Here is a 15,782-nt window from a genome sequence, read left to right as displayed (position 1 = left end):
GGTCAGCCCACCAGGGAGACCGGCTGGGCGCTGCGGCGCAGGATGCGTTCCTTGTCCGGGCCGCCCGGCACCGTCACCAGCAGGCAGCCCGAGCGGGGCGCGACCGAGGCCGGCGAGCCGAGCAGTTGGGCGCTGCGCACCAGTACCGCCGCGAGTTCGGTGTCGCGGATGCGTACCCCGAGGATGGTGGTCCGGACGTGCCGGCCGGCGGCCAGCAGCGCGGCCCGCCAGGCGGCGGCGGCCAACGCCTGCCGGCGGGCGTTGCGGGGCGCGGAGGCGCCGACCGCGGCCGGGTCGAGCAGCGCGGTCCGCCCCTGCCGCCAACCCATCGACAGTACGGCGGGCTGCCCCGGCTCGGTGAGGTGCAGCCGGTGCAGTTCGTAGCGGCGGCGCACACCGGCGGTGATCCGCTCGGCCCGGGCCGGGGTGCCGAGCCGGGCCAGCAGTTCGGCCAGCCGGTTGGCGGCAGCCTCCGAGCTGAACTCGGCCACCATGGTGGTCGGCTGCCGCACCCCCTGCACCCGGATGCACCTGATCAGGCACGCCGCCTCGAAAGCGTCCGCCAGCGACGTCCGGTCCAGCAGGCTGGTACTGCCGGACGGCCGTAGGGGCGGCCGCGTTGAGGCGTACACCCCGGTGCTCCAGACCATCTCTGTCGCCCCCCGTACTCGCGACGACCAACTACTTTCAACGGTGGCCGTTACCGCGCCGAGGCGGTAGACATCGGTTGAAGGCTTGAGCAAAACTTGCGCTGAGTGTCGATCATCGCCGGGGTGGTGGGGTGGGCGGGGCACGGTGGCACCGACGCGTCGGCCGGGGACTGCCCGGTCGGCGGTTCGGCACGCTCGCCGTGGCGTTGGCCGTAATCACGGTCGCGTTGCCGGCCACCGTCGGTTGCACCTCGGCGCCGGCCGAGCCGACCAGGCTGCGCATCGCGACCGGCAGCGCCACCGCCGTCTACTACGCCGTCGGTCAGTCCCTGGCCGGCATCCTCAACCGGGAACTGCCGGACGTGACGGCGAGCGTGGTGGTGACGGCCGCGTCGGAGGAGAACGTCTCGCTGGTCTCCACCGGGCAGGCCGAACTCGGCTTCACCCAGGCCGACATCCTGACCGCCGAACCGGGCCAGGGCGCCGGGCTGAGCGCGGTGGCCCGGGTCTACGACGACCTGCTGCACCTGGTCACCCTCACCCAGGAGCCGATCCGGCAGCTGACGGACCTGACCGGCAAGCGGGTGGCGATCGGCGCGCCGGGCTCCGGCACCGCGGTCACCGCCGAACGCCTGCTCCGGGTCGCGAAGGTCGGCGACAAGCTGGCCGAGACGCTCCGGCTCGGCATCGACGACTCCGTCGCCGCGCTGCGGGCCGGCCAGATCGACGCCTTCTTCTTCTCCGGCGGCCTGCCGGTCAAGGCGGTGGCGGACTTCGCCGCGCAGACCCGGGCCCGCTTCGTCGACCTCGGGCAGTGGGTCGAGCCGCTGCGCCAGTCCTACCGCGAGGTGTACGTCCAGCGGGACATCCCCGCCTCGGCGTACGGGTCGGCGCCGGTGACCACGGTGGCGGTGCCGAACTATCTGGTGGTGGCCACCGGCATGCCCGAGCAGCTCGTCTACGACGTGACCCGGCTGCTGATGCAGCGCCGCGACGAGCTGAGCAGTGCCCATCCGGCCGCCGCCCGGCTGAACGTGCAGTCGGCGATCACCACCACCCCGCTGGCGCTGCACCCCGGGGCGGCCCGCTACTACCAGACGCACAAGCCCTGACGGAGACCGCTCACGCCTCGCCGGTGCGGAACCAGACCTCGGCGACGAGCCCGGTCGGCTCGGCGGGACGCATGGTGAGGCGACCGCCGGAGGCGTCGACCAGTACCGCCACGATGGTCAGGCCGAGCCCGGCGCCGTCGATGTTCTGGGTGTCCGGTGCCCGCCAGAAGCGCTCGGTCGACGATTCGAGCTGCGCGCCGGTCATCCCCGGTCCGTCGTCGGTGACCCGGACGAGCACGCCGTCCTCGGCGCGGTGCACCGAGACCTCCACCCGGCCGCCGGGGTCGCCGAACTTGACCGCGTTGTCGATCAGCGCGTCCAGCACCTGGTCGACGGCGGTACGCACGGCCCGGGCGGGCACCGGGCCGGTGACCGGGGCGAGGGTGAGGGTGACGCCCCGGTGGTTGGCCAGCGGCTGCCAGGCGGCGACCCGGGACGCGGCCACCGCCGCCGCGTCGACCACCACCATGGCGTGCTGGGCCCGCTCGGCGCGGGCCAGCGTGAGCAACCCGTCGAGTACCTGGGCGAGCCGGTCGGTCTCCTCCAGCGCCAGCCGGTGCTCGTCGCGGCCGTACTCGTCGGTCAGGCTCGGCCCGAGTTCCTCGACCCGCAGCCGGAGCGCGGTCAGCGGGTTGCGGAGCTGGTGGCTGGCGTGCGCGACGAAGGCCCGCTGCCGTTCCAGGGCGTCGGCGACCGCGTCGGCCATCTCGTTGAAGCTGGTGGCGAGCCGGCGCAGCTCGGGTGGACCCTGCTGGGTCGGCACCCGGGCCAGGCCGTCGCCGGCCGCGATGTCGTGGGTGACCACGTCGAGCACGGTCACCGGGCGCAGCACCCAGCCGGCCAGCCGGAACGCCGTCATCACCCCGGCGGAGACGGCGAGCAGTCCGATGGTGGCCAGCGCCGCCCACCAGACAGTGACGGTCCGGCGGACCCGCTCGGTGGCGGAGACGGTGATGACGGCACCGATCACCTCACCGCCGTCGTTCACCGGTACGGCCACCACCAGCGGGCCGACCTCCCAGGGCCAGAGCACCTCCGGCACGGTCATCTGCCGGCCGGCCAGCGCACCGAAGATCGCCCGGTCGGTCAGCTCGGTGTCCAGCCGGGGGCCGGCGGGGGCGACCACCTGGCGCCGTTCCCGGTCGATCACGGCTGCGCTGATCCCGTACAGCTCCTGGTAGCGCTGCAACTCGTCGTCGATCGCGCTGACCGCGCCGGTACGCAGCGCGGGGCCGGAGAGCGAGGCGAACCGGTTGGCGTCGGCGAGCCGGTCCGCCCGGATCCGTTCGGTCTCCCGGTTGGCGAGGGTGATCGCCAGCGGGGTCTCCAGGGCGAGCAGGACCAGGATCATGAGCAGCGAGTAGCTGAAAACCAGGCGGCGGCGCACCGAGGGGCTCCGGTCACTCGGCCCGGAGCCGGTAACCGACGCCGCGTACGGTCTGCACCAGGTCGGGATCGCCGAGCTTGCCGCGCAGCGAGCCGACGTGCACCTCCACGGTGTGCCGGGCGGCGCCGGTGGTCGGCCAGACGTCCAGGACGATCCGCTCGTGCGGCACCACCACGCCCGGCTGCCGGGCCAGCGAGACCAGGATGTCGAACTCCTTGCGGGTCAGCGCGACCTCGGCGCTGCGTACCGTGACCAGCCGGGCGGCGACGTCGATCCAGATCGGGCCGACCTCGACGACCTCGGGTCGGGGGGCGCCGGCCCGGGCCCGGCGGAGCACCGCGACGATCCGGGCCTCCAACTCGGCCATCGAGAACGGTTTCACCACGTAGTCGTCGGCGCCCATCCGCAGCCCGATCACCCGGTCGCGTTCCTCGCCGCGGGCGGTGACCGCGATGATGCCGAGCTGCGCGCTGCGCTGCCGCAGCGCCCGGCAGACCTCCACCCCGTCGCCGTCGGGCAGGGTGAGGTCGAGCAGCACCAGGTCGCAGGGGGCGGCGGCGAGTGCGGCGGCGGCGGTGCCGGCCCGCTCGACGTCGTAGCCGCGCCGGGACAGGGCGGCGGCCATCGCGCCGGCCACCCGGGCGTCGTCCTCGACCAACAGGATGCGCATGCCGGCCGCTCCTAATCTGTCGTACCAGCCGCTGCGATCATCCCGCATCGACGCAATCGAGCACAGCGCGGCGGAGCGTCGGCGCGCTCAGGATCGGGTTACCTCAACCCGCCGTCGGGGAACTGGACGCCATGGCTCTCTTCGGCACCGTGCGGCGGCCACCCGCGAAACTCTTCGTCGCCATGGGAGTGGTGGTGGTGTGCGGTTTCGCCGTCGCGACCTGGCAGGTCTGGACGAACGACAACGCGCTGCGGGATCGCGGTCGCCAGGTAACCGCCCGGGTCACCGGTGTCGACCTGGGCAAGAAGTCGCGGGTGGAGGTCGAATTCCGCACCAGCGACGGGCGGCAGGTGCGGTCGCTGGTCGGGCAGGGCGACGAGGCGCCCGGGCCGAGAGTGCAGGTCGGCGACGAGATTCCCATCGTGTACGACCCTCGACACCCCGACCACGACGTGCGTGACGCACGGGCACCGGAGAACCACCGCATCGCGTACATACTGCTGGGGACCACATTGTTCGGCCTGGTGGGGGTCCCCCTGGCTACCCTGCGTCTGCTTCGGGAGGAGCGTCGTAAGGGCACCGGCTGAGCGCACCCGGACTGTCGGATGACCGGGGTGGGCCCGACGTGAAGTCACCCGGCCGCGTCTCGCGCAGCAAGGCAGCTCGCTCGTGGTGTCGGCCGATCGCTTCCTGAAGGCTGCAACCGGCATGAACGCGGATCTCCCTGATCGCGTAGAGCGTCACGCCGCCCAGGATCAGGTCGTCGATCCGGTCCCACTCGCCCAGCCACTCAGCCCAGCTCCGCGACGGTGCGCCGCCGGGTGAGTAGGCTCCTCTGCAGCGCCTCCAGCGGGCCGTGCTGGAAGCGGCGCAGCCAGAGCGAGGCGCCGACGGTGAGCCCGGTGCAGACGGCCGCCCAGAGTCTGAGCAACCCGGCCCGCCAGCGGTACCGGCCGGGCCAGCGCTCGCCGCGACGTTGCGCCGAGTGGTACTGGATCGCCAGTCCGACACCGAACAGGATGGTGAGCAGTGCCAGGAACTTGCCGTTGGCGAGGAACCGGAACGCCGTCTCGACGGGGTTGCCGCTGAGCGTCGCGATGGCGGTGGTGTCGGACAGTACGCCGTACTCCCCGCCGGGGTGGGTGAAGATCCAGACGTTGGTGGCGAGCGTGCCGAGGATCGCCACCCCGCGCAGCACGTCCAGCAGCACCAGGCGATCCGCGCCGGATCTCTCCCGACCGACGACTGTCGTCAGGGCCACACCCATTCCGCTTCCCCCCGTGCTAGGCGTCGCGTCCAGCGTCATCGACCTACCGCGCCGGCGCGTCGGCCCGCATGCCGAACCGGGGATACCACTTTCGGCGGACACCGCCGCTGCCCCGTACGGGCCTGCGCGCAACAAGGCTGATCCGTATCCCAACAGGCACTCGAATCTCCTGGTCAGGGACGTGGCACACTGTTCGGACCAGCTGGGGGAGGGTGTCGGGGAGTGGCTCGGGATGATCGAAATCCGTAGCTTCGCGGAGACTGACCGCGCCGCGCTGCGTGAGCTGTTCGGCCGGGCGGGCGAGGGCTCTCCGTCCGCCCTGATGTGGGGACACGAGGAGTCGGAGGCGGCCATGTACCTGGAGCCGTACATGAGCCGGGAACCGGACTCGTTGTTCGTCGCCGTGACGGGTGGCCATGTCGTCGGCTACCTGGCGGGCTGCCTGGACAGTTCCACGTTCCCCAGCGAGAGAGAGCGCATGGAGCGGGCGATCGCGAGGTATCGGCTGGTATTCCGACCCAGGCCCGCAGCCTTCCTCGCTCGTGGCATGGTCGACATGGCGACGGCCACGGTCCGGCGAAAGCCCACCGCGAGGGGCCTCGACGATGCCCGTTGGCCGGCCCACCTGCACATCAACGTGACGCCCCCGGCACGGGGGACCGGCGCCGCCGACGGCCTGATGAGGCGATGGTTCGACCGGCTCATCCGGACCGGCTCGCCCGGGTGCCATCTGCAGACCCTGGCCGAGAACACGCGTGCGGTGCGGTTCTTCGAACGTGTCGGCTTCGCCAGGCACGGTCCGACTCCACCGGTCCCCGGTGCCAGGCAGGGCGGCAGGCAGCTCCACCAGCAGACGATGGTGTGGCAGCCGTGACGGGTTGGGCGGCACCGACCTGACCGTGCGGCGGGTGGTGGCCGGTCGGCGCTACACCGATCGGCCACCGTCACCGTACGAAAGCGGGAGCCCTGCCACCGAAAGCGGGAGCCCGCAGACAAGATCGATGCCGATAGCATCCCGGCGCATGGACGCCGTGCCCGGCACCCGCGCCGACCTCTCCGAGTCCCCTTCCTCGCCCCCGACCACCCTGCCGCGCCGGGTGCACGCCGGGTACGCCCTCGGATCGCTCGCCACCGGCGCCTTCGGTACGGTGCCCGGCCTGGTGCTGCTGCCGTACCTGACCGACACCCTGGGGGTGGCCGCCGGGCTGGCCGCCCTGCTGGTGCTGCTGCCGAAGGCCTGGGACGTGCTGGTGAACCCGGTCGCCGGGCGGATCTCGGATCGGACCCGGTCCCGCTGGGGCGCCCGCCGGCCGTACCTGCTCGGTGGCGGGCTCGGCCTGGCGGTCCTCTTCGCCGCCATCTTCGCGGCACCGTTCCGGCCCGGTCCGGCCGCCGCCGGTTACGTCGCGCTGGCGTTCCTGCTCGCCGCGACCGCGTTCGCCTTCTTCCAGGTCCCGTACGTCGCCATGCCGGCCGAGCTGACCGACGACTACACCGAGCGGACCCGGCTGATGACCTGGCGGGTGGCGGTACTGGCGCTGGCCATCCTGGTCTCCGGCGCGCTCGCCCCGGTGGTGGTGGGCGCGGGCGGCGACGGGGTGGTCGGGCACCGCTGGCTGGGGCTCTTCGTGGCGGTGCTGATCGCGGTCGGCGCGGTCGGCGCCTTCCTCGGCACCCGGTCCGCCCCGACCGGGACGGTGGTGGCGAGCGAGCCGAGCCTGCGCGCCCAGCTCGCGGTCGCCGCCGCCAACCGGCCGTTCCGGCTGCTGCTGATCTGTTTCGTGGTCCAGGCGGCCGGGATCGCGACCGTGCTGGCCGGGGTCAACTACTTCGCCGAGCACGTGCTGCGGGATCCGCGGACCGGGGCGACGCTGCTCTTCGGGTGTTTCGTCGGTCCGGCGCTGCTGGTGATGCCACTGTGGAGCCGGGCCGGCGCCCGGCTGGGCAAGCCCCGGGCGTTCACCGTCGCGTCGCTGATCTTCGCGGGCGGCGCGCTGGCCCTGGCCGCCGCGCCGGTGCTGCCGGCCCCGGTGGTCTATCTGGTCGTCGCGGCGATCGGCTGCGGGTACGCCGGCCAGCAGGTCTTCGGGCTGGCGATGCTGCCGGACTGCATCGGGTACGACACCGCGCGCACCGGCCGCCGCCAGGCCGGGGTCTTCACCGGGGTGTGGACGGCCGGCGAGACCTTCGGGCTGGCCCTCGGGCCGGGCATCTACGGTCTGGTGCTGCAACTGTCCGGCTACGTCTCCTCGTCGACCGGTCAGGCGGCGGCCCAGTCCGGTACCGCCCGGGCCGGGGTACTGGTCGGCTTCACCGTGCTGCCGGCGCTGCTGGTCGGGCTCGCCCTGCTGACCATGCGCGGCTACGACCTCACCCCGGAACGGCTGGCGACCGCCTCCGACGCGAACCCGCACCCGCAACCCACCCACCCCGGTTGAACTCCCACCACCCCGGCAGGATCTGGGTGTCGTAGACCCGGACCACGGCAGGAATCCGTGCCGTGGTCGGGGGCTTCGAGGCGCTCACCAGGGGCGTTTCGGCTGTTACGGTGGCCGCCATGATCGACGCGTTGCCGCCGGTGGGCGTACCCGCGGACAAGGTGCTGGCCGAACTCCGCGACCTGCGCGCCACGGACCTGCCGACGCACGGCGGCCGGCTCTTCGCCTACGTCTACGACTCCGCCGTGCCGGGGCTGGACGAGTTGGCGAACTCGGCGTACGCGCTGGCGGCGCACGTCAACGGGCTGGACCCGACCGCCTTCCCGTCCCTGCTGGCGCTGGAGAACGCCCTCGTCGGCGCGGCCGCCCAACTGCTCGGCGGCGGGCCGGGCACGGCGGCGCCGGAGGTGGTCGGCAGTGTCACCGGCGGCGGCACCGAGTCGCTGATCCTGGCCGTGAAGGCGGCCCGGGACGCCCGGCCGGAGGTGGCCCGGCCCCGGCTGGTGGTGCCGACCAGTGGGCACGCCGCGTTCGCCAAGGCGGCGCACTACCTCGGGATCATCCTCGACCAGGTGCCGGTCTCGGCCCGGACGCTCCGCCCCGCACCCGGCGACATCGCCGCCGCGATCGGCCCGGAGACCGTACTGGTGGCCTGCTCGGCGCCGTCGTACCCGTACGGGGTGGTCGATCCGGTCGCCGAGATCGCCGGGATCGCCGCCGCCGCCGGGGTGCGCTGCCACGTGGACGCCTGCTTCGGCGGCTGGACGCTGCCCTATCTGCGCCGGCTCGGCGTACCGGTGCCGCCGTTCGACCTCGGCCTGCCGGGCGTCACCTCGATCTCGGTGGACCTGCACAAGTACGCGTACGCCCCGAAGGGTGTCTCGGTGCTGCTGCACCGCGACCCGGAGCTGCGCCGCTCGCAGTACTTCGCCTTCGCCGGCTGGCCCGGCTACACGATGGTCAACCCGGTGATCTCGTCCACCCGGTCCGGCGGGCCGATCGCCGCCGCCTACGCGATCCTGCGGCACCTCGGCGACGCCGGCTACCTGACCCTGGCCGAGCAGACCCTGACGGCGGTACGCGGACTGGCCGGCGCGGTCTCCGACGTGGACGGGTTGCGGCTGGTCGCCGAACCGGAGTCGACGGTGGTCTGCTTCACCAGTACCGACCCCGGGCTGAACCTCTTCGTCCTCGCCGACGAGCTGACCCGGCGTGGCTGGCACACCCAGCCGCAGCTGTCGTACGCCGGCATGCCGGCCAACATCCACCTGTCGGTGACCGCCTCGGTGGCGCCCCGGGTGGCGGAGTTCGGCGCGGACCTGCGGGCGGCGGCGGCGGACGCCAGGCTGGCCGGTCCGGTGCGGCTTCCCGCCGAGCTGCTCGGAACGCTCGGCACGCTGACCCCGGCGCAGCTCACCCCGGACCTGGTCACCGGGGTGGCCGCCGGGCTGGGTCTGGACCCGGCCGCCGGCCGGCCGCCGGAGCGGATGGCGCCGGTGAACACCCTGCTCGACGCCGCACCGATCCCGGTCCGGGAGGCGCTGCTGGCGGAGTTCCTCGGCCTGCTACAGCGACCCGGCTGGTGACCGGCCGGCACCTCCCGCCCGCCGGTCAGCCGCCGTTGAGTCGCAGTCGTACCCCGATGGTGTTGTCGCCGGGCGTCTCGTCGGTCAGGAACCGGCCGTCCAGGTTGCTGCGTACCGTCAGCCGGTAGCCGTCGATCGTCCGCGTCCCGGGTGCCGGCGCCACGTCGACGGTGATGGCGAAGGTGCTGGCCTGGGAGCCGCCGGACGGGACCGTGCTGAACCCGCTGCACTCCGAGGTGCGGGTCCGGGAGTTCTGGTCGGTGTAGAAGCAGGGGCCGAAGTCGGTGCCGTCGAGCCGGGTCCGCACCTCCAACGGCTCCACCATGGTCATGGCGGTGGCGTCGTACGGCTGCTCGCCCTGGTTGCGGACCACGATCTGGATCGTGCCGGCGTACCTGCCGTCGACCGGGGTGAGGGTCACCTCGGCCGGGCCGGTCAACACCAGGTCCGTCGGCCGGTCCGGCTCGGCCGGGCCGGGCTCCGGACCCTGGCCCCGGTCGTCGGGGCGGGTCGGCGCCGGGTTGGCCGGGGTGGTGGGCGGCGCCGTCGGGCTGGGCGTTCCGCTCGGCGTGGCGCTGGCGGTCGGGGACGGCGATCCCGACGGGGTGGCCGACGGCGAGGCGGACGGCGGGGCGGTCTCCGGCGCGGCGGTCTGGCTGGGGGTGTCCGCGACCGGCGGGTCGGGCAGTTCGGCGCCGTCGGTGCCGATCACGCCGATCACCCCGCCGGCCACGACGGCGACGGCGAGGGTCCCGACGGCGGCGATCCGGTTGCGGGTACGCCGGTAGGCGATCCGCCGGGGCGCGTCCGGGTCGGGGGCGCCGGCCCGGTCGAGCGCGTCGGCGCGGAGGTCGGCGAATGCCGTGTCGAGTCGGCGGGCCGCGATCGGGTCCAGCTCGTCCACGTCAGATCACCTCCATCCGGCTCGTCGGCTCCGGCGGCTTCCGGGCGGTGGCGGTGCCGGGCGTCGCGCCGGGTGCCTGGCCGTCCGCACCAGTCTCGCCCAGCCGGGCGGCGAGCGCGGTCCGCGCCCGGTGCAGCCAGGACTTGACCGTGCCGGGTGCGACCTCGCACTCCAGGGCGATTTCGTTGATCGACAGGTCCGCCAGGTGGTGCAGCACCACGGCCCGGCGCTGGTTCGGCGGCAGGGTCGCCAGCGCCGCCGTCAGGGCCACCCGGTCCGGGCCGGGTCCGGGGACGTTCTCGGGCCGCTGGCGCTCCAGATATCGGCGGGCGGTCCGCAGTCGGCGCCACCTGCTGGTCGCGGTGTTCCAGGCGACCCGGCGGACCCAGGCGACGGGATCGTCGTACCGGGCGATCTTGTCCCAGCGGGGCCAGGCGCGGCTGAACGCCTCCTGCACCAGGTCCTGCGCCTCGGTCATGTCTCCGACGTAGGCGTACAGCTGGACGACGAGTGGCTGGAAGTGGGCACGGTAGACGTCGTCGAAACGCGGCGCCAGCTCCCCAGCCTGCACATCCGTCTCCCCGTTGGTGTTCCGCGCGCCCGCCGTACCAGCCGGTGCGGTGACCGGTGGAGACAGGACGGAGCCGCCCGGCCCCTGGAATGCCAGGGGCCGGGCGTCGACGACCGTCACGTTAGACAGCGCTGTCAAGGGCGGTGATGCCGAAGCCCGCCGTGTTGTCGGAGGGGTCCACGTCGGACAGGTCGTGCATGAAGAAGCCGGCGCTCAGCCGTACCGAGCCGGTGCCCAGGTCGCCGGGGGCGGTACCGGCCGGTGCGCCGATCAGCAGCTCCATCGCGCGCTCCTCGCCCGGCATGAACCGGCCGCCCGGCACCTCGCACCACGGGAAGGCGCACACCGCCGACGGGTCGATGCCCCGCACCTGCACGCCGTCCGGCAGTAGCGCCTCCAACTGGAGCGTGTCGTGCGGGGCGTCGCCGTCGTACCGGACGACCAGCGGGACCCGGCCGAGGAAGCTGCCGTCCGGCTGGCGTACCAGGGTCGCCGCACCCGCCTGCACGGACGCGTCGGTCTGGGTGTCCTGCACGTACGGCCTGGGGTCGCGCAGCGAGCCGGTGGTGGACCGGAACACCGTGTCGAAGCCGGTGGTGACGGTGAGCGGCTGGGCGTCGACGGTCCGCACCGCCACCGCACCGCCGACGGCCGACATGGCGTACGCCTGGGTCGTGGTCAGCACCCCGAAGTCGATGGTGTACTCCCGGCGCTCACCGCCGCGGATCGGGTTGGCGCCGCACTCGATGTCCCGGCGCAGTTCCCCCTCCCGTTCGGCGAAGAGGCAGGGGAAGTCGGAGTCGAGGTTGGCGAAGGCGCCGGCCACCGGCTCGGTGACGGTCACCCGCAGGTCGGCCGTGCCCCGGCCCCGGTAGGAGACCGTCAGCGGGACGCTGCCCCGGTAGCCCCGGTCGGTCGGTTCGAGCACCAGCCGGCCGACCGTGACCGAGGTGTCCCGTTGCTGCGGGAGCACGCCGTCGCGCGGGGCGGCCTGCGCGGCCGGCGCCGTCGCGAGGGTGGCGATCGCGGTGGCGGCACCGAGGATTCCGGCGGTCAGGTGGCGGGTCTTGACGGTGGTCATCTCAGGTTCTCCTGGTCCACTGTGGAGGGCGGTCTCTCCGCCCGTTCCCTGTTGCGGCCAAGACACGTCCGCTCCCGGATCCCGGTTGCACCCCGGTCGATGTCGTCTGGCCGACACCTCCCCGCCGGGCGGGACGCGGTGCAGCCATCGACGAATGTTGCCGTTGGGTATTTACTGTTAACAATCTTTCTTTTATGTTGAGGAGACCTTCCCGATGAAGTAAGGAGCCCACGATGCGAAGAACCGTGGTCCTGGCGGTGACGACGGCGGCAACCGTCGTCTCCGCCCTCCTCGTGGCCCCGCAGGCCGCCCAGGCGCACGGGTACATCTCGTCGCCGCCGAGCCGTCAGGCCCTCTGCGCGCAGCGGGCCGTGCCGGACTGCGGCCAGATCCAGTACGAGCCGCAGAGCGTGGAGGGCCCCAAGGGGCTGCGCAACTGCCACGCCAACATCGGGCACTTCTCGGTGCTCAGCGACGACAGCCGCAACTGGCCGGCGACCTCGGTCGGGCAGCAGGTCACCTTCAACTGGGTACTCACCGCCCGGCACGCCACCAGCACCTGGGAGTACTACATCGGCAACTCCCGGATCGCCGTCTTCGACGACGGCGGCCGTCAGCCCGGCGCCACCGTCTCGCACAGCGTCAACATGGGCGGCCGGAGCGGCCGGCAGAAGCTGCTGGCGATCTGGAACATCGCGGACACCGCGAACGCCTTCTACGCCTGCGTCGACCTCCAGATCGGCGGCGGCGGGGGCAACCCCAACCCGAACCCCACCCCCACCCGTACCAACAACCCGCCGCCGCCCCCGCCGCCGACCACCGCACCGCCGGCCGGCGGAACCTGGCGGGCCGGCACCGCGTACCAGGTCGGCAGCCAGGTGACCTACGGCGGCGCGACGTACCGCTGCCAGCAGGCGCACACCGCGATCGCCGGCTGGGAACCGCCGAACGTACCGGCGCTCTGGCAGCGCGTCTGACGCCGACCGGCGGGACGCACCCGTCGCGGATACGGACCCGTACCCCCTGCGGGTCCGTATCCGCCACGGGTCCGCCCGCCGCACCGGCCGTACCTGGAGACGAGGGGATGAACCGCTTCCGCCGTACCTTGACCGTCGCGGCGCTGGTGCTGCTCGGCGGCTGCGCGCCCGCACCGGCCGGCACCGGCGTCCCGGTCGCGGCGCCGGCACCCGCACCGACCGGCTCGGCGACGGCCGCGCCCAGCGGCGCCGTCAACGACACCGACGTGATGTTCCTGCAGATGATGGTGACCTCGCACGGTCAGGGGCTGGCGCTGGTCCGGCTGGCGCCCGAGCGGGCGGAGCGGGAGGAGCTGAAGATCCTGGCCGCCGCGATCGAGGTCACCCAGGAGGCCGAACAGCGGACCATGCGGGACTGGCTGGCCGGCTGGGGCCGGAGCACCTCGGCGGACCCGGACGCCAACGCCCACGCCGAGCACGGCGGCCTGCCGGTGCTCGGGCCCGGACAGCTCGCGGCGCTCGCCAGGACCAGCGGGGCGAAGTTCGAGACGGACTTCCTCAACCTGCTGATCGGGCACCAGCACGACGCGGTCGAACTGGCCCGGATGGAGACGAAGTCCGGCCTGCACCCCGAGGTACGCGACCTGGCCCGGCGGATCGACCTGTCCCGGACCGCCCAGATCGACCAGATGCTGAAGATGCTGCCGAAGGCCGGATAGCCGGAGCCGGGCGGGCCGCCGGGCGGACGTCGGCCGGGCCGCCCGGCCGGCGTCGATCCTGCGGTCGCCGGTCCTGTGGTTCACTGTCGGGTGGGCGACGGGGAAGGAGGCCGGCCGTGCAGCTACCCGCGGTGCTCGGTGAGCCGATCCGGTTCGTGCTCAACTGGGGCCGGCGCTACTCGCTCTGGGTCTTCAACTTCGGGCTGGCCTGCTGCGCCATCGAGTTCATCGCGACCAGCATGGGCCGGCACGACTTCATCCGGCTCGGCGTGATCCCGTTCGCGCACGGCCCCCGCCAGGCCGACCTGATGGTGGTCTCCGGGACGGTCACCGACAAGATGGCCCCGGCGATCAAGCGGCTCTACGACCAGATGCCCGAGCCGAAGTACGTCATCTCGTTCGGTGCCTGCTCCAACTGCGGCGGCCCGTACTGGGACTCGTACTCGGTGACCAAGGGCGTGGACCAGATCATCCCGGTCGACGTCTACGTGCCGGGCTGCCCGCCCCGCCCGGAGGCGCTGCTGCACGGGATCCTGCGGTTGCAGGACAAGATCGCCGCCGAGCGGTCCGGCGTCGGCGGGGTGGCCCGCCCGGACGAACTCGCCTCGCCGGCCGACCGGTCCGGTCCGGCGCTCGGGCGGAGCGCCGAGTCGCTCACCGCGCCGCCGGTGCCACCACCGGCCGCGCGGCAGTGACCGGCGGCGATTAGCGCCTGATCTGCCGGAATTGGCAGTTTGACCGATTCCGCCCCGCCAGTCGTGATATGACGGTTACTCTGCCGGCTCATGAGATTGCCTTGGGCGACCGGCGTCGCCGGAATGCTGGTAGTGCTCCTGACCGCTCCGGGAGCGGCCGCGTCGTTCCCGACTCCGGCGGCGGAAGCCGTCGGCCTCGGCGCCGGCACCATCCGGGGACGGGTGGTGGACGGCTCCGGCGCCCCGGCCGACGCCACGGTCGGGATCTGGGCCGCCGACCGGGACTGGCACGCGCTGGCGTACGTCACGCCGGCCGGTGACGGGCGGTACGAGGTCCGCGACCTGGCGCCCGGCCGCTACCAGGTCTCCGTCTTCGACGACGTGCACGGCACGCAGTGGCTGCCCGGCCGGGAGAGCCGGGCCGAGGCCGGGATCTATCCGCTGGCCGACTCCCAGGTGCTGACCCTGGACGAGGAGTGGCTGCCGCTCGGCACCGTCGAGGTGAGCGTCACCGACGCGGTGACCGGGGCACCCGTACCCCGGCCCTGCGCCCGGATCGACACCACCACCCGGACGCTGGAAGGCTGCGGCGCCGCCGGGCTGGTCCGGCTCGGGCAGGTCCCGCCCGGACGATGGACGGTGGCCGTCACCGCCGCACCCTCGCACTTCCCGCCAGCCCGGCCGGTGACCGTCGACGCGGTCCGGGGCGGCGTCGCCCGGCTGGCGGTGGCACTGACCCCGGGTGCCGGACTCACCACCACGGTCCGGGACGCGGTCACCGGCGGACCGGTGGACCGGGTCTGCGTGCGGCTGGTCCTGCCCGGCTCCGGCGGCCAGTCCGCCGGCCAGGACGGCTACTGCTCCGACGCGTCGGGCCGGCTCGCGATCGGGCCACTGGCCGAGCCGGCCACGGTGCAGCTCTACGCCCACCGGGTGGACGACCCGTACGACCGGACCGACCGGCGGTACGGCGCGCAGTGGGTCACCCCGACCGGCGGTACCGGTGACCAGCGCCTCGCCTCCCGGCTGCTGCTCCGGGCCGGGCGGACCGTCGCCATCCCGCCGATCCTGCTGGACCCGCCCGGCGCGATCAGCGGTACCGTCACCGACGCCCGCACCGGCGCCGCCCTGCCCGGCGTCTGCGCCTTCCCGTACGCCTTCCGACCCGACCGGGGCACCGGGTACGGCCGGCACTGTTCGGGGCCGGACGGCCGCTACACCATCGACGACCTCGGCCCGTACGCCTGGCCGGTGCAGTTCGTCCCGCCGCCGGGCAGCGGATGGGCCTGGCAGTGGTCCGGGGAGGTGGCCGACCGGTTCAGCGCCCGGCTGACCCCGGTCACCTCGGGCAGCACCGCCGCGCTCTCGACCCGACTCGTCGACGGGGGCACCCTGACCGGCACGGTCGGCCGCAACGGCGCGGCGGTCGGCGCCGGGCAGGTCTGGACGTACCACCAGCGGACCGGGGACGTCGCGGGGGCCGGGCCGGGCCACGTCGGCCCGGACGGCCGCTTCGTGCTGCCCGGCCATCGCGGCCAGCAGGTGCACGTCGAGTACGCCGACCCGACCACCACCTGCTGGTACGGCGCACCGACGGGCGGCGCCGGCCCGCCGACGGCGGCCACCCCGGTCGGGCTGACCGCCGGAGCCACCACGACGCTGGCCCTGGACCTGGTCCGCACCTGTGCGCCCCGGCCCGGAGGCTAGCCCGGCGCGGGACGCGAC

16 protein-coding genes are annotated in these 15,782 nt (G+C 73.7%); 9 read left to right on the top strand and 7 right to left on the bottom strand.

The features are described from left to right. Positions 1–2: 2 nt before the first annotated feature. Positions 3–650 carry a hypothetical protein gene (locus tag C6361_RS26980; RefSeq protein WP_234359026.1) on the bottom strand — a complete coding sequence of 216 codons (648 nt, stop codon included), beginning with the start codon at positions 648–650 and terminating at the stop codon, positions 3–5. 131 nt (positions 651–781) lie between these two features. On the opposite strand from C6361_RS26980, the gene C6361_RS26975 reads away from it, so the two are divergent. Then, a complete protein-coding gene (locus tag C6361_RS26975; protein ID WP_107269402.1) occupies positions 782–1,762 on the top strand; it encodes a TAXI family TRAP transporter solute-binding subunit in 981 nt (326 codons plus the stop codon). Positions 1,763–1,772: 10 nt separating this feature from the next. Here C6361_RS26975 and C6361_RS26970 read toward each other — a convergent pair whose 3' ends face one another. Both C6361_RS26970 and C6361_RS26965 read right to left on the bottom strand, forming a co-directional pair. Then, positions 1,773–3,149, bottom strand: a complete 1,377-nt coding sequence (locus C6361_RS26970) for a HAMP domain-containing sensor histidine kinase (RefSeq protein ID WP_107261040.1) — start codon at positions 3,147–3,149, stop codon at positions 1,773–1,775. Positions 3,150–3,162: 13 nt separating this feature from the next. Continuing rightward, positions 3,163–3,819 (bottom strand): response regulator transcription factor, encoded by a 657-nt coding sequence (locus C6361_RS26965; protein ID WP_107261038.1) that lies wholly within the window; start codon positions 3,817–3,819, stop codon positions 3,163–3,165. Between the two features lie 131 nt (positions 3,820–3,950). On the opposite strand from C6361_RS26965, the gene C6361_RS26960 reads away from it, so the two are divergent. Next, positions 3,951–4,406, top strand: coding sequence for a DUF3592 domain-containing protein (locus C6361_RS26960; RefSeq protein WP_107269401.1), 456 nt, complete (start codon positions 3,951–3,953; stop codon positions 4,404–4,406). A gap of 203 nt (positions 4,407–4,609) precedes the next feature. Here the strand turns inward: C6361_RS26960 and C6361_RS26955 are convergent, their stop codons facing one another. Continuing rightward, positions 4,610–5,029, bottom strand: a complete 420-nt coding sequence (locus C6361_RS26955; protein WP_199853094.1) for a DUF418 domain-containing protein — start codon at positions 5,027–5,029, stop codon at positions 4,610–4,612. Between the two features lie 289 nt (positions 5,030–5,318). Here C6361_RS26955 and C6361_RS26950 point away from each other — a divergent pair, with 289 nt between their 5' ends. The 3 genes from C6361_RS26950 to C6361_RS26940 all read left to right on the top strand — a co-directional run bounded on the left by C6361_RS26950 (position 5,319) and on the right by C6361_RS26940 (position 9,110). Then, positions 5,319–5,960: a GNAT family N-acetyltransferase gene (locus C6361_RS26950; RefSeq protein WP_199853093.1), complete on the top strand. Its 642-nt coding sequence runs from the start codon at positions 5,319–5,321 to the stop codon at positions 5,958–5,960. A gap of 148 nt (positions 5,961–6,108) precedes the next feature. Further along, positions 6,109–7,524 (top strand): MFS transporter, encoded by a 1,416-nt coding sequence (locus C6361_RS26945; protein ID WP_234359025.1) that lies wholly within the window; start codon positions 6,109–6,111, stop codon positions 7,522–7,524. Between the two features lie 119 nt (positions 7,525–7,643). After that, entirely contained in the window at positions 7,644–9,110 is a 1,467-nt protein-coding gene (locus tag C6361_RS26940; RefSeq protein WP_107264259.1) for an aspartate aminotransferase family protein, read from the top strand. 25 nt (positions 9,111–9,135) lie between these two features. Here the strand turns inward: C6361_RS26940 and C6361_RS26935 are convergent, their stop codons facing one another. The 3 genes from C6361_RS26935 to C6361_RS26925 form a co-directional block, all read right to left on the bottom strand. After that, positions 9,136–10,014 (bottom strand): hypothetical protein, encoded by an 879-nt coding sequence (locus C6361_RS26935; protein WP_107269398.1) that lies wholly within the window; start codon positions 10,012–10,014, stop codon positions 9,136–9,138. Between the two features lies 1 nt (position 10,015). Continuing rightward, on the bottom strand, positions 10,016–10,585 hold the full coding sequence (locus C6361_RS26930; protein WP_107264258.1) for an RNA polymerase sigma factor: 570 nt from the start codon (positions 10,583–10,585) through the stop codon (positions 10,016–10,018). A 121-nt stretch (positions 10,586–10,706) separates the two neighbouring features. Then, positions 10,707–11,666 carry a hypothetical protein gene (locus C6361_RS26925; RefSeq protein WP_107269397.1) on the bottom strand — a complete coding sequence of 320 codons (960 nt, stop codon included), beginning with the start codon at positions 11,664–11,666 and terminating at the stop codon, positions 10,707–10,709. 233 nt (positions 11,667–11,899) lie between these two features. On the opposite strand from C6361_RS26925, the gene C6361_RS26920 reads away from it, so the two are divergent. The 4 genes from C6361_RS26920 (at position 11,900) to C6361_RS26905 (ending at position 15,764) form a co-directional block, all read left to right on the top strand. Then, on the top strand, positions 11,900–12,643 hold the full coding sequence (locus tag C6361_RS26920; RefSeq protein WP_107269396.1) for a lytic polysaccharide monooxygenase: 744 nt from the start codon (positions 11,900–11,902) through the stop codon (positions 12,641–12,643). 107 nt (positions 12,644–12,750) lie between these two features. Next, entirely contained in the window at positions 12,751–13,362 is a 612-nt protein-coding gene (locus C6361_RS26915) for a DUF305 domain-containing protein (RefSeq protein WP_107269395.1), read from the top strand. Between the two features lie 116 nt (positions 13,363–13,478). Continuing rightward, entirely contained in the window at positions 13,479–14,057 is a 579-nt protein-coding gene (locus tag C6361_RS26910; RefSeq protein ID WP_107269394.1) for an NADH-quinone oxidoreductase subunit B, read from the top strand. A 90-nt stretch (positions 14,058–14,147) separates the two neighbouring features. Continuing rightward, on the top strand, positions 14,148–15,764 hold the full coding sequence (locus C6361_RS26905) for a carboxypeptidase-like regulatory domain-containing protein (RefSeq protein WP_107269393.1): 1,617 nt from the start codon (positions 14,148–14,150) through the stop codon (positions 15,762–15,764). Positions 15,765–15,782: the final 18 nt, after the last annotated feature.

This window comes from Plantactinospora sp. BC1 (assembly GCF_003030345.1).
Taxonomy (GTDB): Bacteria; Actinomycetota; Actinomycetes; order Mycobacteriales; family Micromonosporaceae; genus Plantactinospora.
This window is presented reverse-complemented; position numbering and strand designations above follow the sequence as displayed.